Origin of the sequence: Plantactinospora soyae (assembly GCF_014874095.1) — a bacterium.
GTDB classification, from domain to species: domain Bacteria; phylum Actinomycetota; class Actinomycetes; order Mycobacteriales; family Micromonosporaceae; genus Plantactinospora; species Plantactinospora soyae.
In genome coordinates, this window is record NZ_JADBEB010000001.1 from 5,343,431 (window position 1) to 5,363,346 (window position 19,916).

Annotated in this window: 17 protein-coding genes and 3 pseudogenes; 10 read left to right on the forward strand and 10 right to left on the reverse strand. The window is 66.8% G+C overall.

The window, feature by feature from the left end; all coding sequences use genetic code 11:
- Nucleotides 1-139: 139 nt before the first annotated feature.
- Both H4W31_RS23770 and H4W31_RS23775 read right to left on the reverse strand, forming a co-directional pair.
- On the reverse strand, nt 140-1,276 hold the full coding sequence (locus H4W31_RS23770; RefSeq protein ID WP_192768667.1) for an IS701 family transposase: 1,137 nt from the start codon (nt 1,274-1,276) through the stop codon (nt 140-142).
- Nucleotides 1,242-2,228 carry a PIN domain-containing protein gene (locus H4W31_RS23775; RefSeq protein ID WP_192768668.1) on the reverse strand — a complete coding sequence of 329 codons (987 nt, stop codon included), beginning with the start codon at nt 2,226-2,228 and terminating at the stop codon, nt 1,242-1,244. The genes H4W31_RS23770 and H4W31_RS23775 overlap by 35 nt, the downstream gene beginning before the upstream one ends.
- Before the next feature lie 400 nt (nt 2,229-2,628).
- Between H4W31_RS23775 and H4W31_RS23780 the strand changes: the two genes are divergently transcribed.
- Complete coding sequence (locus H4W31_RS23780) at nt 2,629-3,111, forward strand: NUDIX hydrolase (RefSeq protein WP_318783371.1); 483 nt, start codon at nt 2,629-2,631, stop codon at nt 3,109-3,111.
- Nucleotides 3,112-3,464: 353 nt separating this feature from the next.
- Here H4W31_RS23780 and H4W31_RS23785 read toward each other — a convergent pair whose 3' ends face one another.
- Nucleotides 3,465-4,571: an integrase core domain-containing protein gene (locus H4W31_RS23785; protein ID WP_225945642.1), complete on the reverse strand. Its 1,107-nt coding sequence runs from the start codon at nt 4,569-4,571 to the stop codon at nt 3,465-3,467.
- A 94-nt stretch (nt 4,572-4,665) separates the two neighbouring features.
- On the opposite strand from H4W31_RS23785, the gene H4W31_RS23790 reads away from it, so the two are divergent.
- The 4 genes and pseudogenes from H4W31_RS23790 to H4W31_RS44810 all read left to right on the forward strand — a co-directional run bounded on the left by H4W31_RS23790 (nt 4,666) and on the right by H4W31_RS44810 (nt 6,243).
- Complete coding sequence (locus H4W31_RS23790) at nt 4,666-5,082, forward strand: integrase core domain-containing protein (RefSeq protein ID WP_318783372.1); 417 nt, start codon at nt 4,666-4,668, stop codon at nt 5,080-5,082.
- On the forward strand, nt 5,064-5,378 hold the full coding sequence (locus H4W31_RS44800) for an HAD family hydrolase (protein WP_192772345.1): 315 nt from the start codon (nt 5,064-5,066) through the stop codon (nt 5,376-5,378). Before H4W31_RS23790 ends, H4W31_RS44800 begins: the two co-directional genes overlap by 19 nt.
- A pseudogene (locus H4W31_RS44805) lies at nt 5,375-5,470 on the forward strand (zf-HC2 domain-containing protein); the annotation flags it as partial. The gene H4W31_RS44800 and the pseudogene H4W31_RS44805, both read left to right, overlap by 4 nt.
- Nucleotides 5,471-5,607: 137 nt before the next feature.
- Nucleotides 5,608-6,243 carry a class I SAM-dependent methyltransferase gene (locus tag H4W31_RS44810; RefSeq protein ID WP_404825616.1) on the forward strand — a complete coding sequence of 212 codons (636 nt, stop codon included), beginning with the start codon at nt 5,608-5,610 and terminating at the stop codon, nt 6,241-6,243.
- Between the two features lie 113 nt (nt 6,244-6,356).
- On the opposite strand, the gene H4W31_RS23810 is transcribed toward H4W31_RS44810, so the two are convergent.
- Entirely contained in the window at nt 6,357-6,743 is a 387-nt protein-coding gene (locus tag H4W31_RS23810) for a peptidase inhibitor family I36 protein (protein ID WP_192768671.1), read from the reverse strand.
- 410 nt (nt 6,744-7,153) lie between these two features.
- Between H4W31_RS23810 and H4W31_RS23815 the strand changes: the two genes are divergently transcribed.
- Nucleotides 7,154-10,933: an nSTAND1 domain-containing NTPase gene (locus H4W31_RS23815; RefSeq protein WP_192768672.1), complete on the forward strand. Its 3,780-nt coding sequence runs from the start codon at nt 7,154-7,156 to the stop codon at nt 10,931-10,933.
- 94 nt (nt 10,934-11,027) lie between these two features.
- The gene (locus H4W31_RS23820; RefSeq protein WP_225945643.1) at nt 11,028-11,402 is read left to right on the forward strand and encodes a hypothetical protein; all 375 of its coding nucleotides are present in this window, start codon (nt 11,028-11,030) and stop codon (nt 11,400-11,402) included.
- Here H4W31_RS23820 and H4W31_RS23825 read toward each other — a convergent pair.
- From H4W31_RS23825 to H4W31_RS44820, 3 genes and pseudogenes are all read right to left on the reverse strand, one after another.
- A complete protein-coding gene (locus tag H4W31_RS23825; protein WP_404825617.1) occupies nt 11,355-12,173 on the reverse strand; it encodes an nSTAND1 domain-containing NTPase in 819 nt (272 codons plus the stop codon). The two genes, H4W31_RS23820 and H4W31_RS23825, sit on opposite strands and share 48 nt — an antisense overlap.
- A complete protein-coding gene (locus H4W31_RS44815; RefSeq protein WP_404825730.1) occupies nt 12,133-12,564 on the reverse strand; it encodes an nSTAND1 domain-containing NTPase in 432 nt (143 codons plus the stop codon). Before H4W31_RS44815 ends, H4W31_RS23825 begins: the two co-directional genes overlap by 41 nt.
- 11 nt (nt 12,565-12,575) lie before the next feature.
- Nucleotides 12,576-12,791: pseudogene (locus H4W31_RS44820) on the reverse strand (helix-turn-helix domain-containing protein); the annotation flags it as partial.
- Between the two features lie 224 nt (nt 12,792-13,015).
- On the opposite strand from H4W31_RS44820, the gene H4W31_RS23835 reads away from it, so the two are divergent.
- Complete coding sequence (locus H4W31_RS23835) at nt 13,016-13,603, forward strand: RICIN domain-containing protein (RefSeq protein WP_192768675.1); 588 nt, start codon at nt 13,016-13,018, stop codon at nt 13,601-13,603.
- A 710-nt stretch (nt 13,604-14,313) separates the two neighbouring features.
- Here the strand turns inward: H4W31_RS23835 and H4W31_RS23840 are convergent.
- Entirely contained in the window at nt 14,314-14,460 is a 147-nt protein-coding gene (locus tag H4W31_RS23840; protein ID WP_192768676.1) for a hypothetical protein, read from the reverse strand.
- A 78-nt stretch (nt 14,461-14,538) separates the two neighbouring features.
- Nucleotides 14,539-14,657, reverse strand: a pseudogene (locus H4W31_RS44825) (ArsR family transcriptional regulator); the annotation flags it as partial.
- 54 nt (nt 14,658-14,711) lie between these two features.
- On the opposite strand from H4W31_RS44825, the gene H4W31_RS23845 reads away from it, so the two are divergent.
- Complete coding sequence (locus H4W31_RS23845; RefSeq protein WP_192768677.1) at nt 14,712-14,948, forward strand: hypothetical protein; 237 nt, start codon at nt 14,712-14,714, stop codon at nt 14,946-14,948.
- Between the two features lie 110 nt (nt 14,949-15,058).
- On the opposite strand, the gene H4W31_RS23850 is transcribed toward H4W31_RS23845, so the two are convergent.
- Nucleotides 15,059-15,892: a DUF6444 domain-containing protein gene (locus H4W31_RS23850; protein WP_192768678.1), complete on the reverse strand. Its 834-nt coding sequence runs from the start codon at nt 15,890-15,892 to the stop codon at nt 15,059-15,061.
- 202 nt (nt 15,893-16,094) lie between these two features.
- Between H4W31_RS23850 and H4W31_RS23855 the strand changes: the two genes are divergently transcribed.
- The gene (locus H4W31_RS23855) at nt 16,095-19,751 is read left to right on the forward strand and encodes an nSTAND1 domain-containing NTPase (protein WP_192768679.1); all 3,657 of its coding nucleotides are present in this window, start codon (nt 16,095-16,097) and stop codon (nt 19,749-19,751) included.
- Nucleotides 19,752-19,916: the final 165 nt, after the last annotated feature.

Here is a 19,916-nt window from a genome sequence, read left to right on the forward strand (position 1 = left end):
CGGTAGTGGCAGGTTCGGGCTTGGTGTTGGCGTCGTCGTCGCCATCTCGACCAGGACCAGACGTGTTCTGGTGGGTGGGTTTGTCGCACGGCCAGTGCGGTGAGGAGCCTGCGGATCTCCGGTACGGTGTAGCCGATCATCATGCCGGTGCTGCTGTCGGTTCCCCTGTTACGGCAAGGGATCGGGCCACGGACAGCCAGGCGTGGGCGGCCATCGACAGGGTGATGTGGGCGTACCAGGCCCGCCAGTCCCGTACCTGGTACTCATCCAGACCCGCTTCGTTTTTCGCCTGTTGGAAGCATTCCTCGATCGCCCACCTACTGCCGGCGACCCGGGCCAGGTCGACCAGACGGGTCCGCCGGGGTCCGTAACAGACGTAGTAGGCGATCTCCCCGGTGGTGATACTGCGGCGGGCGAGGAGCCAGTACCCGCGTCCCGGTTTCCAGAACACGCGGACCGGCACCCGCGCCCACCAGTACTCCCTGGGGCCGTGCGCTCCAGCGCCGGCGGACAGGCGGCACCATGCCCGGTCCGGCAGGCCCGCGATCAACTCGTCCGCGCGGGCTCGACCCATGCCGGTGGTGACCATGTCGTCGTTGCGGCGGGTCGCGACCACATACGCCACGTCCCGCTGTTCCAGCCAGACCCGCAGCGACTTGCACTGGCCGTAGGCCTCGTCCATCGTCACCCACCCGACCGGCACCCCCGCGTCCAACGCCCGGCCGAGCATCGTGCGGGCCATCTCCACCTTCGTGGCAAATTCCACCTCGTCCGGGATACCGGCGGCCCGGCACCGGTCCCGGTCATCGGTCCACGACACCGGCAGGTACAACTGCCGGTCGATCAACGCGTGCCCACGAGCTGACCGGTAGGCCAGGAACACCCCGACCTGGCAGTTCTCCCTCCGCCCCGCGGTCCCGGAATACTGCCGTTGAACTCCGGCCGACCGGACGCCCTTCTTCAGGAACCCGGTGTCATCCACAATCAGCACACCCCGCGGGTCACCGAGATGCTCGACCACGTAGTCCCGAACGTCGTCACGGACCGCGTCGACGTCCCAGTCCGCCCACCGCAACAACCGCTGCATCCCGTCCGGCGACACATCCCCGGCCAGCTCCGCAAGGGTCCACCCGTTCTTCCGGTCCAGGCTTGTGACCAGCCCACACATGTACTGACGAGCCCGCCGTCTCGGCTCCGCCCGACGAAACCGGGCCGCTATCCGACCGTGGAGCTGGTCCAACTCAGCATGCCACCGAACAACATCGACATCCGTCACGCGATACCCAACGAACGTGAACACAACTCGACTCGGTCAGTGCCGTTGCAGTACTAAGTTCGGCCAGCAGTTGTGATCTAGTCATCGGCGTCTCGGCGGCCGCAAGGACGCACGCCATCCGATGCAGCAGCGACTCGCCCGCAGCACCGCGCTCCCCAGCGCTCCAAACCGTCTCCGCTTGCCGCACTCGAACTGCAGCAACGTTCATCATCGCGCCAAAGGCGCCAACGTACTGACGTCGGCCGGGGGCGCCACTCTGCCAGTTGGCGCGAAGGCGCGAGGCCCATGAGCCGGCGGATCCGTACAACATGAGAGCGCCGAGTCCGGCGATCGCTACCAACCAGGGGTTGCGGGCCGCTCGAACAGTGAGCTTCCCTACGCCAACGAGACCATACCCGGCCAAGCCCGTAAGTGTCGCCGCAGCTTGGACGTGAGAGCGGCCCTTGTGGACGGTCTCTGCGACTTGATAAAAGTCTCGCCACTGCTCATACGCCAAGCCGCTGGCGAGGATGTCCCGATCCTCAGCGATGATCACCACCGGAGCGAGGAGGCCGGCGAGCACGAGCGTATTAGCGTCGCTCTCGTCGCGGCGCATGAGCCTTCTCGCCTGGTCGGTCGTCGGGAGCCCCCCGCAGTCGACAAATCTGATCAACGGGACGTAGTCGTCCCACCAGATCCTCTCCAGCACCTCAACGGGCACGCCCTCCTGACGTGCGCGCTTGGCGAGAACCCGGGGCACCTCGGCCCATACGTGTGCTGCCGCGAGCCCGCGCAGCACCTCTAATTCCATGGATACCCGCAACGGCGAGGGCAGCGCGGACCGGGACTTGGCGGTGCTGATGACGTCGCAAGTCAGCGGGCCGGTGTCCAAAACGACCGGCCGGATCCGTAGAAGTCCCGACAGCCAGTCACCGTACGGCGCGGCGTTGAACTCGGTTACGGATGTCGCCACCGAACAAGCGTACGATTTTGAGCTGCCGTCCCTCGATCACCTTTTCGGTCGGGCTTCGGGCCGGCGCCCGCGTCGCGCCCGCCGCCGCGAAGAGCACCGGTGTGAGGCCATAGCCGCCGCGCAGGTCGGTGGTCCGCCCGGCCAGCAACACCAGACCGGCGGCGGAGCCGACAGTCGGACACCGCATCGCGCGGGCGGTGAGGGCGCCAGCGTGAAGCGGTCGACTGGGGCCTGATGTACGCGGCCCACAGGGTCGGACGGGCTATGCCCCAGTCGCCGACACTCCGTCCCATCCGTGGCTCCCAGCTCAGGACAACGTCGCCCATTCGTGCCGGTCTTGGCGGCGTCTCACCTTAGGCAGAACGCCGCATCGCTTGTCAGAGACGGGTAGCCTTCCGTGGTGACCTCATCGTCTGGCGACTACACCGCGACGTTGTCGCGTAAGCGGATGGGGTCTGCCGTCCTGCTGCGTGATGCCGGCAACAGGATTCTGTTGGTGGAGCCGACGTATAAGGACTATTGGGAGTTGCCTGGCGGCGCGGTCGACGCGGACGAGTCGCCGTATGACGCTGCGGTGCGGGAGTTGGAGGAGGAACTGGCTCTGTCGGTGACGCCGGGCCGGCTGTTGGTGGTCGACTGGGTACCGCCACGCGCCGGCCGCACCGAAGGCGTCATGTTCGTCTACGACGGCGGGCTGCTCGACCCCGCAGCGGCGTTGGAGATCCATCTGCCTGCCGAGGAGTTGCGTGGTTGGGCGTGGTCCACGATGCCCGAGGCGCAGCAGCGGCTCTCTCCCCTCCTCGCCCGGCGGGCCGCCGCCGCGCTGGAAGCAGCGAGCGGCGGCGCCACCGTCTACCTGGAGGATGGCAACCGGATCGCCTGAGGTGCTCGACCCGGCGTCCTGCCTCGGCTGGAGGTCATGGACCACGGTCTCGACATCGAGACCGGATCCGGCAGGACCTCACTTCGTGGCCCTCGCCGCTGAACGTCCAGACGTCCAGCTCGCTGCCGGATGCCGAACACCATTAGAGGGTGAGCGGGCAGTAATGGGCGGCGCCTGCCGTTGACCGGTGCTCAGCCCTTCCGGATAGATGTTGGACTGACGTAGGAGGCTGGTCCCGCCCGAGCGGTAGAGGCTGTCGTGCACTCCGTCGGCGTAGAGCAGGCCGGTCAGATCGGCGCGGGCTTTGGCGATGGGGCTGGCCTTGCGGGTGCCGAAAACTTCATCCGCCCTGGTCAGGCGGCATGCTCGTATTCATGTAGAAGCCCGCCGAGTCGGTCGTGTCGGTGGACGTGTAGGCGTGTCAGTGTTGCGGGGTCGGTGATCGGTTCGGGGAGTGGGCGCATCGGTCGGGCGTTGGCGATGCCGCGGTGTGGCCGATGTTGGTTGTGGTGGTGTTCGTACTGGCGGAGTGCGTGTATCAGGTGGGTGTGGTTCCAGATCAGTGTCCGGTCGAGCAGTTCGTGGCGGCAGGCTTGTATCCAGCGTTCCATGATCGAGTTCATGCGTGGCATCCGTACCCCGCTGCGCACGACCGTGATTCCGGTGTCGGCGAGGATCGCGTCGAATAGGGCGGGGTACTTGCCGTCTCGATCCCGGATCAGGTATCTGACCTGGCATCCGGCATCTTCGAGGTCCATCACGAGGTTCCGGGCGGCCTGGGTGACCCAGCCGGCGGTCGGGTGGGCGGTGGCGCCGAGGATGCGGACTCGGCGGGTGGCGTGTTCGATGACAGTCAGGACGTAGAGGCGGGCGCCGGTCAGGGTGGTGGTTTCGCAGAAGTCGGCGGCGATGATGGCCGGCGCCTGGGAGCGAAGGAGCGTTGACCAGGTGGTGGCGGTGCGTTGGGGTGCCGGGTCGATCCCGGCCTGCTGAAGGATCTCCCAGACGGTGGAAGCGGCGATCTTCACACCCAGGACGAGCAGTTCGCTGTGGATGCGGCGGTACCCCCAGGTGGCGTTCTCGCGGGCCAGGCGCAGCACCAGCCGGCGGATTGATCGTACGGTTCGTGGCCGTCCGGCCCGCGGGGGTCGGGAGATTCTGGCGTGCCGGTGGGCGATCAGGTCACGGTGCCAACGCAACACAGTCTCCGGGCGAACCAGCAGCCGCAGGTTGCGCAACACGTCGCGGGGTAGCCGGTGGAGAAGAGCAGCCAGCCACGCTCGATCGGCCCGCGTGAACCGGGTCTTCTCGCCGTGCAGCTGCCGCTGCAGGACGGTGAGCTGGTGGCGCAGCGCGAGGATCTCGGCGTCCTTTTCCCGGTCGCTCATCGGCAGCAGCCGCAGGAGCGCGAGAGTGTTGGTTACGCCGAGGTAGGCCAGTCGATACAGCACAACAGGCATACTCGCGCGCCGTTCAACGTCGACCACCCGCCGCGCCCGGGCCGGACGGGCTCAAGGCTGCAGGTGAGCTTTGATCTCAGAGGTCAAGAAGGTCGTGACCAGGACGGACGAGGTTTTCGGCACCCGCAGGGCCCACCGGTTCCGGTTCCTGATCCGGGACCGGGACGCCAAGTACACCGCAATGTTTGACACCGTGTTCCAGTCCGAGGGCATCAAGGTGCTCCGAACGCCACCACAGGCACCCCGGGCGAACGCCTTCGCGGAGCGCTGGGTGCGCACGGTCCGCCGGGAATGCCTGGACCGGATCCTGATCTACAACACCCGGCAATTGCTCGCCGTACTGGGCGAATACCTGGCGCACTACAACGGGCATCGGTCGCATCAGGCCTGCGGGCAACGCCCACCTGATCGGGACAGCCTTCCGCCGAAGGTAGCTGATTTGGGCGCGGTCCGGGTACGGCGCAGGAAGATGGTCCACGGGTTGATCAACGAATACGAGCAGGCCGCGTAGCCCAAACCGCGTTCTCGAACGGTACAGGCATCGACGCCCTGCGGCTCGGCCACCTGTTCGCCGCGGTCGTCACCCGCGACGACGTTGCGAACGGCAAGCCGGCCCCAGACGTCTACCTACACGCCGCCGCGTTACTCGGTGTCGACCCACACCGCTGTCTAGCCGTTGACGACGCCGCCGACGGCATCACCGCCGCCGCGTCAGCGGGGCTGCGGGTACTGACACTGCACCACCAACAGTTGCGCTGGCCCGACACGCTGCCACACCACCCTGGCTCCCAGGCGCACACGCCGTGAGCTGCGCCCGCGTACTCGCCGAACTCGGCGACTACCTCACCGGCACATTGCCGACCACACGACCCAGGGCTGTCCGTAACCATCTCGATCAGTGCGATCCGTGCTGGCGGGCGTGGAACCGGCTGCGCTGGGACACCGCCAGCGGCACGCCCTTGTACGCCGAACTCACCGAATACCTCGGCGAAGCGTTCGTTCCGTACCTCGACTCCTCCCGCCTGCTCGCCGCCGAGTGGGATCGAGCCGCCCCGCACAACGCCGAGCAGACCCGCCGCTTCTACCGAAACACCGATGCCTACCTCTACAACCAGGTGATCTGGCATGCCAGCGGGAACCGTCCCCGCTACCTCGACGCCGCCCTACCCATCCTGGCCGCCCACCCCGGACGACGATCATCGACTACGGCTGCGGCATCGGCGAAGACGTCCTCGCCCTGCACCACGCCGGCTGCCACGTCACCGCCTGCGACCTCGCCTCACCGCCGACCGACTTCCTCACCTGGCGCGCACCCAACCACGACTACCACCGGCAGGTATACGAACCGGACAGCCTGCCCCGCACGCCGCCGCCCAAGATCCTGTGGATCATGGACACCCTCGACCACCTCCCAGACCTCACCGCCACCCTCGGCAACCTGCTGCACGACGTACACCTCGTGCTGAGCGAGAACCTGTTCGTCAACCGGGGCCACGGCAAGCAGGACTTCCACCACCACCGCCGCCCACCACCAACCATCGACGCCCTGTTCGCCAGATACGGCCTCATCCGCCTGCCCGCTCACAGCCCATCCGACCCGCTGACCGTGTGGAACCGAACGCCATCACCGGCGCTCCGCCTCGCCTCAGCGTTCACCAACTCGCCCGACTGAGGCCACCATCCGGGACGGCAACCCCCGCCCGATCAGTTCGGACATGGCCGGAACTGGCGGGCGGGGGCGGCTCTACGCGTTGGTCGACTATCCGTGCTCAGGCCGTTCGCTGGTCAGCCGCAGTTCCAGAGCGTATAACTCTCCGCTTCATCGTTGAAGTCCCAGTCCGCAAGATGAAATTCCCAGCTTCTTGGACCGATGGTGAGAGTACGTCCCGTATGCCCGTCGTTGGCAAAGAGGGTGACACAGTAGCCGGTAGCGTTCACGACCGACGAAATCTCGTTGTCGCCGTTCCAGCCACCCAGTTCGTACTCACCAGCGGCACGAACGCGACCATATTCGTCTCCCCCGCCACCGCCGTCCTCGTACAGGCACACCTGCTTGTTGGCCTCGCACTGGGCGGCGCCAGCGAATGCCGGGCTGGCGATAATGGCGCCAACCGGAACTTGGATGATCAACGCGGCGGCGACGACGCCGATACGTTGGACCCTTTTTGACATGCAACCTCTCCTCTCAAGGAATGCTGACTTTGCGGGCAGTCCGATCAGGCGGCGATCCGCGCGTTGTCGCGGATGTAGATGCATGTGACCTCCATCGGTGGATGTTGCTGGCTCCATTCAGGACCATCTGGGCCGGCGGAGGCCGGGCTGGGTCGTCTACCAGCGCTGGATTCGCCGTTTTGTTGCTTCGTCGTCCCTGACAGGTCCTCCTATCTGATAGTGCGGTGGCTGGCCGGTCACATCCCGGGGAGGTGTGGGCCCCTTTCTGGAACCACCCCGGTGGGCGTCGCTAGACCCGGCCAGCGGGTAGGTCTTGTCTACCGAGTTCGGTGTTGTTTGGCTCTTCGATCGGCTCGCCAATCAATCAACGGTGAACAATGATGGTGGTGAGTGGATGGGGGGAGCGGGGGATGCCGAGACCTGAGAAGCCGATCAGTGGGGATGACGGGCCGGTACAGCGGTTCGCTGCGGAGCTTCGCCGGTTGCGGGAGGAGGCGGGGCGGCCTGGGTACCGGGAGTTGGCGCGGCGGGCGCATTTCGCACCGGCGACGCTGTCCGAGGCCGCGGGTGGGCGGCGGTTCCCGACGCTTGCGGTGACGTTGGCGTATGTCGCGGCGTGTGGTGGTGACCGGGCGGCATGGGAGGCACGGTGGAACGCGGTTGCCAGACATCTGGAGGAAGCCCGCCCGGACCTGGGTGATGAGTCGGTCAACGGTGCGCGGTTACGGCCATATCGGGGGTTGGCGGCGTATCAGCCGGAGGACGCCGAGTGGTTCTTCGGCCGTGAGCGTCTGATCGGGGACATGTTGGCCCGGGTGCCGAGGCGACGGTTTCTGGCGGTGTTCGGCCCGTCGGGCAGTGGGAAGTCTTCGCTGTTAAGAGCGGGGTTGGTGCCGGCTGTCCGGGACGGCCGACTGTCTGACGGTGTCGGTTGGCCGGTGATCCTGATGACGCCGGGCGCGCAGCCGCTGGCAGAGCTTGCCGCTCAGTTGGCTCATCGCGCCGGTGTCGCGGCCGGGACGGTGCTCGACGCCCTCCGTGTCGATCCAGCCCAGGCGCAGCTGGTCGTGCTGCAGGCGCTGGCGAGCGAGGCGGACCGTGTCGAGTTGGTGGTGGTGGTCGACCAGTTCGAGGAGATCTTCCAGCTGTGTCAGGACGCTAATGAGCGGGCGGCGTTCGTGACGGCCCTGCTGGGTCTGGTACGTGCGTCGAACAGCCGGGCGCTGGTGGTACTGGGAGTGCGGGCTGATTTCTATGCGCGGTGCGCCGAGTATCCGGCGTTGGTGGAGGCACTCACGGATGGACAGGTCCTGGTCGGGCCGATGACGGCGGTGGAGGTGCGGGACGCGGTCACGAAGCCGGCCGCACACGCCGGTCTGAAGATCGAGTCCGCGCTGGTATCGACGATCGTGGCTGAGGTGGCGGGTCGGGTCGGGGTGCTACCGCTGGCGTCGCACGCGTTGTTGGAGGCGTGGCGACGCCGGCGCGGAAGCGTCGTAACAATGGCCGGATACGAGGCCGCCGGTGGGGTCGAGGGCGCCATCACCCAGACCGCCGAGCGGGTCCACGACGGTCTCGACGTTCGCCAGAGTCAGCGACTGCGGGAAGTGCTGCTCCGGATGGTAGAGGTCGGCGAGGACGGCGAGGTGACCAGACGCCGCGTCGACCTGACTGAGCTGGACCACGACCGCGTGTCGACGAATCGCTTGTTGGAACGGCTGACGGCGGTGCGACTGGTCACGGTGCAGAACGGGTCAGCCGAGATCGCGCACGAGGCCCTACTGTCGGCGTGGCCGCGGCTGCGTGAGTGGCTGGACGAGGACCGCGACGGGCTGCGGGTGCACCGCCAACTGACCCAAGCTGCCGCGATCTGGAAGTCGCTGGGCCGCGACCCGGGCGCGCTCTACCGGGGCCTTCGGCTGCCTCTGGCAATGGAGTGGGCCACCCGCTGGCGCACCAGCCTGTCACAACTGGAGCAGGGGTTCCTGGACGCCAGCCGCACCGCTGCTCTCCGCGCCGGTCGGCGTCGACAGCGGCGGCTATGGACGGGGATATCCAGCTTGGTCGCCGCGCTCGTGGCGGTCAGCATCCTGGCGGGAGTCGCCGTCTGGCAGGCCGGCCGTGCCGAGGCCAGAAGGGACCTGGCGATGTCACGCCAACTGACCGCCACCGCACGAGCACAGCTGGCACTGGACCAGGAGCTGGGGTTACTACTCGCCCAGGAGGCTTACGCGGTCAGCCCAACCGCAGAGGCCGAGGCCGTACTCCGCCAGGCCAGCATCGTCGCGCGGAAGACGAGAGTCTGGACCATGACCGACAGGTCGCTGCAGGGTGTGGCGTTCACTCCCGACGGCCGGCAGCTGGTCACCGCGGAAGGCACGGCGGTCGGCGTGCTCGACGTTCGCGGCACCGCTGGACCGAAGAGGCTCACCGCACTCGACACGACCTCGATGGACGTGACCGACGTGGCGGTCAGCCCGGACGGACGCCATCTGGCTGTCGCGAGTCGGTGGGGACAGATCCACATATTGGATTCAACCGACCGGTCCGGCCCGGTTTTGCTGACGTCAGGCAGCCAGGAGTCCGAGGTCACCGCGCTTGCGTTCAGTCCGGACGGTCAACTACTGGGCAGCAGTAACAGCAACGGAGTAGTACAGGTATGGAGCACCGTCGGACGCGGTGAACCCAAGCTCTTTCACGGTATAGGAGGAACCATATTTCGCCAACGCAACATGTTTGGCCTAGCCCACGATCTTGCCTTCAGCCCGGACAGTAAGCGGGTAGCCAGTGGTGGGGCCGACGGATCGGTACGAGTGTGGAGCGTGAATGGGACCGCTCGCCCGAGCGTGTTTTATGGCGACAGCCCGGTCACCGACGTAGCGTTCAGCCCGGACGGACGGCTGGCCACCGCCGACAACGCCGGCAGAGTCAGCATATGGGACCTTACCGGAGCGAGACGTACGAAGCTGTTCCCCGCTCACGGCCCTGGCGCGACTACGCTGGCATTCAGCCCTGACGGCGCCTGGATCGCCACAGGCGGAGACCGAACCGTACGGATCTGGGACTCCTTCAATCCCACACATTCCAAAATTCTGCGGGGCCACAAAGGCACGGTCTTTGAGGTCGCGTTCAGCCCTGATGGGCAGAGCGTGGCTAGTGCGAGCAATGACGCCACGGTCCGTCTCTGGCACCTGGCGGACTCGACTCCCGTCCTACTTCGAGGCCATGACGGCCCAGCAGTCGGTGCCGCGTTCGGCCCGGACAACCGAACCGTGACAAGTGCGGGCCAAGACGGCACCGTACGCCGTTGGCCGGCCGGCAGTTCCGGGTCGGTTGTTGTTGCGACCCGCCAAAGCGGCGTTGTTACCTTCGCTGCCGATGCCGAGGGCCGACGCCTCGCCACCCTCGACGCGACTGGCACTGCGTACGCCTGGGACTCAACAAGCACGACAACGCCCATCGTCCGCAAATGCGAAGCAGTAGGGCACTACGATTTCTACGCGATGTTCCTCAGCCCGGATGGCGCGCGCCTCGCTTTGGCCTGCGACCACAAGTTGCGTATCTGGAACACCCTCACCGAGGCCGAGCCGATCATCCTGTCGGGTCGTGATGGACTAACGGCGTTGGCTTCCAGCCCCAATCGTACGACGCTAGCTTTCTGGACTGGGCGGCACGTACAGACGTGGGAGGCGGACAACAAACTATTTCGGCATCTAAGCGTGCACCAGAACCTCTCCGACCTGGCCTTCAGCCCGGACGGACGACGCGTAGCGGGCGCCGGCGAAGACGGCAACGTGTACGTCTGGCCGGCCGACGGCAGCGGCAGCTCGGCGCCAACGCCACCCCTTGAACATCCAGGGCCGGTAACGAATATTGCCTTCAGCCCCGACGGTAACTGGCTCGCCAGCAGCGATGGCGAGGGCGTCATCCGGCTATGGAACACCACGGATCCGACGGAGCCATTGACGTTCGAAACGGCCAGTCCGCCCGCTAACAGCCTCAAATTCAGCCCTGACAGCCGTCGACTCATCACCACCCACCAAGACGGGACAGTGCGCCTAATCGACTGCCGCGCATGCGGTCCGATTGACGACGTACTGACAACTGTCAGAGAGCGGGGCCCCCGCGAACTCACCCGCGAGGAACGTGGCCTGTACGTCAACGCGACAACTGATCTTGAAATCGACTGACAGCGGAGTGTCAACAGGGGCCCTGAAGCTACCCTGTACCGTTCGGAAACTCGGTCATGGCCCGTGAAGTGCGGTTTTGTGTGACGTCGGGCGCGTGTTGATGGCCATCCTGACGTCCATGATCCTGTCGTGTGGGTACCTGTTCCTGTGTCAGATCATGCAGTTGATCATGCTTGGTCTTCGCGGCGATCGGTCCAAAGAGGTCCAGATCCTTGTGCTGCGTCACCAGGTTGCGGTCCTGCGTCGGCAGGTCAGCCGTCCGGATCTCGAGCCAGCGGACCGGGCGGTGTTGTCGGTGTTGTCGCGTCTGCTGCCCAGACCGCGGTGGGTGAGTTTCTTCGTCACCCCGGCCACGCTGTTGCGGTGGCACCGCGTCCTGGTGGCACGAAGGTGGACCTACCCGAGACGTCCGGGTCGCCCATCAATTCGAGAGGAGGTGCGCAGGCTGGTGCTGCGGCTGGCGGTGTAGGCGCAGCCCCGTGCGGCTCTCCTCAACCCAGCTCCGCAGCCGCGGCCACCCCCGGATCAACGCCTCATGCACGATCTCCACGGTGTCCCGGTCGGTGCTCACCAGCCGGGCGGCCGCGAATGCCTCGACCACCACCGGCGCCGCGTCGATCGTGTCGAGCTCGACACGGCTCAACCGGCGGCGGGTGATCAACCCGTCCGGGCCGACGTCGACCATCCGCAGCAGCACTCGCCGGGCGACGTCGCGTTCCTGCTCGGACAGCCGCTCATAGGTCCGTTCCGCGGTGTGCGCGACCGCGCCGGCGACGCCGCCGGCTGCCTGGTAGCCGGCCAGGGTGACCATTGCGCCCTGCCGGCGGCGCCAGGCCTCGCGCAGTGCGTGCGCCGCGAGGGGCAACGCCCCCGGCGCATCGGCGACCTCCGCAATGATCGTGGCCACCAGAGCACCCTCGACCCGGGCACCACGGGTCTCGGCTGGCCGCGTCACCGCCTCACGCAGCTCGGCAGGGCTCATCCCCCCGATCAGCACTTGGGCGTCGGCCAGCGCGGCCAGCAACTGCGGGTGTTCGGTGAACCGGGCATAGTGATCGGCGCGTACCGCCAGCACCACCCGGGCCCGGCCGTCCGGCTCCCGGCACATCGCCAGCAACGCCGCGATGAAGTCAGCCCGCTCGCTCAAATCCGCGCAGCTCGCGAACAGTTCCTCGAACTGATCCACCACCACCAGAAAATCACCATCCGGGGGTGTGTCGGGCAGACCCTGCCGAACCATGAGATGCCCCCGCGCCGGATCCTGCCGCAGCTCGTCGAGCAGCCCACCGGCCGGCACACCGGCGTGCCGGCCGGTGGGCTGCCAGCTCCGCCATCGGATGCGCCCCCGGCGTCAGCACCACCGCCGGCCTGCCCATGGCCGGGACCAATCCTGCCCGGACCAGCGATGACTTCCCGGCGCCCGAAGGATCGAACACCGCCAGGAACCGCCGCTCCCGCAAGCGGCGCACCAACTCGCCGACCAGCACGGCACGGCCGAAGAACACCTCCGCATCCTGCGGCTGAAACGCTGCCAACCCGGATACGGCGACCTCTCGTGCCCGTTCACCGTATCCGGATCCTCGGCCGGTGCCACGTTCAGGCGTTCCACCTCGCGCCAGCGCCACTCCCACTGCTGGACGTCACCGTCGCACGCGGCGACGTACGCGAGGGTCACCTCCAACGTCGGCAACCGCCGCCCGGACGCCGCCGCGGACAGCGTCGCCGGCGAATAGTTCGCCCGCCCGGCCATCTGCCGGTACCCCGGCTTGCCTGCCTTGTCCCGTAGCTGCCGCAGCCCGGCCGCGAACTGCGCGACCGGGCCTTCCAACCCGTCCAAGGGTCGCTCCGGCCCCGGCATCCTCCGACCTCCCCGTCACGCCACGACGTCCATCGCTCACTGTCAATTGTCGCTGCGTTGTCCAGCGTTGATTGTCTGACCACCCCGAGCAGGGTCCAGACAACTCTCACGCCACTAGACAGAGATCTCGACGACGAAGCCGAGATGTCGGCGAAGACCGACTCCGGAACAAGATCACGGGAGGGTGCATGCGTCAACATCGAACCCGAAGCCTCATCGCGGCGGTGACATTCGTGTTCGCCGCCGTTCTGGCGACGGCCGGCCCACCCGCAACGGCGGCGGCGACTCTCACCACGTCCGACGTCGATTTTGCAATTGACGACCGAGGTTTCCAGGCCGCTGCAGCGGGGCCGTATCAAATCCGCTTCGAGCACAGCGGTAAGTGTGTCGACAACTACAAGGGCTGGCCAGCCATCGGCAACAAGATCCAGCAATGGACATGCGCCCGGCCAGGTGAGCCCAACTTCAACAATCAGCGCTGGACCTTCGAGTGGACCAGCGATGGATGGGCAAAAATCCGGAACGTAGGTACGGGCACCATCGGCCACCCCAGCGGCTGGTGCCTCGACATCCAGGTCAATACCGGGGGAAACGGCGATCTGATCGAACTGGCACCCTGCAATTCTGCGGTTGAATGGTACGGCACGATGCTGTCTGACCCGCACGACCAAACTCCGCACTGGTATCAGTTGCACCCCCGCACCATGAACATGTGTGCTGACATGCCACACAGTTCCACGACCAACGGCGTGCAGCTCCAGCAATGGCAATGCGTTCTCGGCAACCATCAACAACACCTCACCTGGTCATAGCTGACCGCAGTGGAATCACGCTCGGCTCGCCCTACCTGCCAAGGGCTTCAATTGCCACGATCCATTCTCGGTAGGAAGCTTCGAGCAGACGACTATTCACAGATATCGAGTCTTGCCTTCCGAGAGATCAGCATGCATCAATGCGCTCTTTCTCCGCAGGGTCCACCCACGAAGGGATTACCTCCATGATCGGTGCGACATCCATCAAAGCCGTCCGAGCACTAATCGCGGCTATGGCTCTGATCGCCGGGACGCTGTTCGTCTCTCCCGCATCGGCTACAGCCGACTACGACGGCGACGTTCTTGCGCTTCTACTGTCCAGCGAACCGAAGACGGTCGTCCTAGACGTCAAGACGGGCCAGGTAATATCTGTGCGATCGGGCACAGCGGTGACGCCATTGATCTCGAACACCAACTTCTGCAATGCAGGGGACGTCTGTTACTACTCAGGGCAGGTTCCCTACGCGCATCAGGGATTCTTCGGCACACCGGGAACGCTTAATGGCAGCTGGCCGAAGCGGAGCGGCGGATACACAGGCGCATACACAGCGCACTTCTGCTGGAACAACAGCACATGCGGGCCAGCACTCGGCCCGTGGACAATCGCTGCCATCAGCGGCGGGCTGCCCACCGGCACTTCTGTACGAATCTACTAAGCACCTTGCCAAAGGCCTGTCCGTAACCGCCAGCGAAAAGGCCGGCCGGCACGCTCAGAGCTGAACGGTCTCCCGCAGGCGGGTGCCGGCACTCATGCCGACACCCGCCTGCGGCCTCACCAGCAGCGTGGTCTCCTTGCGCCAGCCGTGCGAGGACTTTTCAAACCCGACGGCTATACGGGCGATGAACGTGGTCGACATCGATAGGGTCAGCAGGGCACAAACGGTATCGCGACGCGGCCCGCAGGCTGGGATCCAGCCCGCCACCGGTTGCCGCACTCAGGCGCCGGCCAGGGTCCCGCCCAGAGGGGTCCGCTCGTAGGCATGTATCGGCCGACCCGCGTCCGCGTGACCAAGCCAGATTCACGCAGCACGGCCAGGTGGCCGCCGACAGCACCACGGTCTCAACGTAGCCGGCGGCGATGTCCTCGGGCGGGTTGGTGTACCGGCTGATGGCGCTGCGACTGATGACCGAGGCGCCGTTCGATCTCGTACGGTGGGGCCACCTCGTGCGGCGTGACGTGTACCTACGCATGGAGGGCGGTCCGTGCGTTACGGAGGCTCGGGAGGGCGGCACGGGAGGCGCCATGCAAGCGTGGTTCTCGCCGACCGAGCAGGACGCTTTACTGCTCGTTGACGACCTGCTGAGCGACCAGGACGGCTGGCGGGAGCTCACCGTCAGGCCGTAGCGGGTGGCGGTTCACACGTGGCCGTGGACGTCGCGGTTTTCTGTGAGCTGCGTGAACCGCTCGGGGTTCTGCTTTCGCCATGATCGGTGTCGCGGCTCTGATGCTGGTGCTTACCGGGGAATCACTGCCCCTCGTTCGGCGTGCGCTGACCGTAGGTAGCGCATGGCGGTCTTCACCGAAAGTCCGAATAGTCGGATCAAGTGCACGGGGTCGGCCGTGACGGCGGCCTCGTGCAAGATCCTGTCGATGCGCAGCCGGCTGGGGAGTAGTCCGGTGGGTCGCAGCCGGTCTCGGATCGCCTCGGCGGCAATGGGCGGGCATCGGTCGTCGAGCGCGGTGTGCGGGTTGATCATGAGGTACGGGTTCTGGGTCATGGGCCAGCGGCGTTGTCGTTCCTGCAGCCAGGCGGTCAGGAGTTGATAGGTGAGCGGGTCGAGGTAGATCGTGTGGGTCGTCTGGGTGCGGCGCAGGCGAGGGCCGTACTGCACCGGGGCGTCCACCCCGTCCGGTGCGGCGGCGCGTGTCACCACCGTGCAGCCGCAGCGCCGTGCCACGAGGTGATGCTCGACCACCCGGGCTTTGACCTGTGGGATCTCGAACACCTGACGGCGCGTCACCGCGACCACCGCCGCGCCGACGAGCCCGTCACCACAGCCGGCACACGCGGTCTGTTCGTGACGCACCGTCTCGTCCGGGTCGTCGACCTGCCGCAGCGTGCGGCCTTCGTGACCACCTTGGCCACCCGCCCGCCGACCCGACCGGCCGCGCAGCGATTTGGGTACTGGCTTGTCCAAACCCTGTGACGAGGGCGGCATGTTCGAGTTCCGCGGAGTCTGACCCAACCGACGCCGCAACTCGGCATTTTCCGCTTCCAGTGCCTCGATCCGGGCATCAGGCGCCGCGACGAGCTTCTCCAACGCCGCGAGCCGCTCCAGCAGCTCCACGGCGTGTCAGACACCAGGACATCCTGCCCAACAAGCCCACCAAGATCAGATCGCGGCCCGACGAACGACCTGATTAGTTACTCTGGACCCTGCTCGGGGTGGTCAGACAAACAACTCTGGACAATGCTGCGACAATTGACGATGAGCGATGGATGTCGTGGCGGTGCGGGGAGGTCGGGGGATGCCGAGGCCGGAGCGACCCTTGGACGGCTTGGCGGGCCCGGTCGAGCGACTGGCGGCTGAGCTGCGGCAGTTGCGGGACAAGGCCGGTAAGCCGGGTTACCGGCAGATGGCCGCTCGGGTGAACTTCTCGGTGGCGACGCTATCCGCGGCGGCGTCGGGCCGGCGGCTGCCGACGCTGGAGGTGACCCTCGCGTACGTCGCCGCGTGCGGCGGTGACCTACCGGAGTGGGAGCGGCGCTGGCGCGAGGCCGAGCGCCTGAGCGTGGCTCCGGCCGAGGACCCGAACACGGCGAACGGGCGGTCGCCGTATCCAGGGCTGGCGATGTTCCAGCCGGAGGACGCGGAGTTGTTCTTCGGCCGTGCCGCGCTGGTGGACGAGCTGGTGCGCAGGCTCGGGCAGCGGCGGTTCCTGGCGGTGTTCGGCCCCTCGGGGGCTGGTAAATCATCGGTGGTCCGAGCCGGGCTGGTCCCAGCCATGGGCGGGCCGGCGGTGGTGTTGACGCCGGGTGCGCATCCGATGGCGGAGCTGGCGGTGCACCTGGCCCGGCACGCCGGCGTGCCGGCCGGTGGGCTGCTGGACGAGCTGCGCGAGGACCCGGCGCGGGCGCACTTGATGGTCCGGCAAGGCCTGCCCGACGCGCCTACGGATGCTGACCTTCTCGTGGTGGTAGACCAGTTCGAGGAAGCCTTCGCGTCCTGTGCGGATCCGGCCGAACGGGCGGACTTTGTGGCCGCCCTGCTGGCGATGTGCCGGGAGCCGGACGGTCGGGCCCGGGTGGTGCTGGCGGTGCGCGCCGATCACTACGCCCGGTTCACCGAACACCCCGAGTTGCTAGCTGCGCTGGCCGACACGCAAGTCCTGATCGGTGGGATGAGCCCGGCGGAGCTGCGCGAGGCGGTGACCAAACCGGCCGAGACCCGCGGTGCCCGGGTCGAGGGCGCGCTGGTGGCCACGATCGTCGCGGAGGTGAGCGACTCGCCGGGTGCGTTGCCGCTGGCCGCGCACGCGCTGCGGGAGGCGTGGCACCGCCGCCAGGGTGCGATGGTCACGCTGGCCGGCTATCAGGCGGCCGGCGGGGTGGTCGGGGCGGTGGCCCACACCGCGGAGCAGACCTATGAGCGGCTGTCCGAGCAGGAACGGGACGTCGCCCGGCGGGTGCTGCTGCGCATGGTCGACGTCGGGCCAGACAGGTTGATCACCCGCCGGCGGCTGAACCGTGCCGAGCTAGGCACGATCGAGCTGGCCCCGGCAGTGATCGAGGCGTTCGCGGCCGCCCGGCTGGTCAGCACGGACCGTGACACCGTGGAGATCGCGCACGAGGCGCTCATTCGGGCCTGGCCGCGGCTGCGCGACTGGGTGGACGAAGATGTCAACGGCCTACGGATTCACCGCCGGCTGACCGAAGCGGCCGCTGCGTGGGAGTCGCTGGACCGCGACGAAGGGGCCTTGTATCGCGGTGCGCGTCTGACGGCCGCGACCGAGTGGAGTACACCCCGCCGGGAGACGCTGGCCCCTACCGAAGAGCAGTTCCTCGACGCCAGCGTGCGGCTTTGTCAGCGCGAGGCGGCGGCCGACCGCCGTCGGCGGCTGGTGGCCTGGACCAGCTTCGGTCTGACCTTGGTGCTGCTGGCCATGCTGTCGGTGGTGGCGCTGGTGCAGGCCGATCGCGCCAGATCGGAGCGCGACCGAGCGTACGCCCGGCAATTGACCGCCGATGCCCGCGCGCAGCGCCGCAATGATCCGGAGCTCGCGTTGATGCTGGCGATGCGCGGGTACGAGCTGTGGCCAGGCGCCGAGACAGAGTCGGTGTTGCGTCAGGCCACGGCGGACTCGCGAATCATGACAACCTTCCGAGAGCACCACGCACAGGGCACCTACGTCGCATTCAGCCCCGACGGTCAGCGCGTCGCCAGTGCGGCCGACGACGGGGTAGTGAAGGTGTGGGATCCAGCCGGCCAAACCAAGCCGGTATCACACGAGATCGAGCCGTCACGCGACACCGGAACCCTTTCCGGACTGACGTTCAGTCCGGACGGCGCAAAGCTCGCGATCGTGGAAGCACCCGAGGTTGGGGTGGTACGGATGACCATCTGGGCTGTGAAATCCGGAGAGGCGGTGACGCTCGATTTTCCGGCAGAAGACGTCGCGACCGGCGTTGCCCTCAGCTCGGACGGCCGGCTCGCGGCGATCGGTGACGGGGCCGGGGACATCAGGATCGTGGACGTGCGGACGCGCCGGGTAGCGACCGTACTGCGTAGTGGCGCTGCGGTGGAAAGCTTGGCTTTTACCCAGAACAGCGCCCGCCTTATCAGTCTCGCCTCGGACGGATCGGTCAGCCACTGGGTTCTGGCGCGACCGGGCCGTCCGGCCTATCACCGTGTGGTGGGGGCAACGTATGACGGCTCGTTCAGCGCGGACGGACGACGAGTTGCGGTCACCGACGGAAACCGGGTCTGGACGGCCGCGGCGTCGGAGGTAACGAAACAGGTGACGTTGCGCGGCGGGGAGGACACCTACGCCGTTAGGCTCAGCGCCGACGGGCAACGAATCGCGGCGATCCGCGACCGGACCATTCAGGTGTGGGATCTGTCCGATCTGTCGCATTCTCTCACCTTGTACAGCCCCAGCCTGGTGTACGACTTCGCGTTCAGCCCGGACGGGCAGCGATTGGTCTCGAGCAGTACCGACATGGCCGTGCGAGTCTGGGACGTAGGGGGCGGGCTCGCGCCCTACGTCAGCGTCCCCGGCGCCGTCACACCGGTAGCCATGAGCGCGAACGGCACCGTGGTGGCGGCGTTCGCCGCCGATCGGACGATCCGTGTACATCGACGTGTCGGCGGCATGGTCGTGCTACGCGACGCGCCGCATCGACTTATCCTGCGGATGAGCGAGAATGGCCAGACAGTGGCGACTCGTGATGACCACGAGATATCTGTGTGGAACGTCGAGGGTGACGGCCGGCCCCGATTGCTGGAGTGCACCGACGCCGGCGAGGTGCGGCTCAGCCCGGACGCGCGGTGGTTGGCTGCTACCTGCGGCTTTGACCCCGAGTTGACACTGTGGGACCTGAAAGCGGGGGACAAGAAGACCGTGTCACTACCGGAGGGTGGCGTGCCGCTCGTCTTCAGCCCGGACGGGCAACTGCTGGCCAGTGTCCCCAACGACGTCCCCAGGCCGATCACCGTTTGGCGGTTCCACACCGATACGGTCGTACACCGAGTGCAGGCTTCGGACGCCGCTACGCTTCTGCAGTTCGGACCAGACAGCAAGCAGTTGGCCGTCCAGACCGAGGATGGCTCCTTCCGGATATTCCGCGTTGGCAGCCCAGATGCCTCCACAGTCCTAGCCGGAACGCCGGCACGGGCGGTAGACATCGCGTTCAGCCCGGACGGCCGGTTGGTGGCGAACGCGATTGGTGGCGGCACCGTGCGCATCCAGAACGTCAACGGCACCGGCGAGCCGATCACCCTGGAACGCTCCGGGCCGCCCATCATGTCCCTGGGGTTCGCCCTCAACGGCCGCGACCTGGTCACCCTGCACAACGACGGCGCCGTCCGCTACCTACCCTGCGAGGTCTGCGGACCGATCACCACCGTGACAGCGCTCGCCCGCCAGCGCATTACCCGCGACTTCAACGCCGAGGAACGCCAGAAATACCTACACCAACCCGGCTGAGCGGTGGAGTCGGGTCTGTTGCACTGCTGGTTGCCAGGGACGAGGCACGCTTGGTGAGTGAAGCGTTCGAGCACAAAATTCATGAATTAGACGCCCTCTGAGAGAGCGTTAGACCACGCTTCTCGACGTGTTGAAGAAGGCGTGGCTGACGAACTGATCACGGTT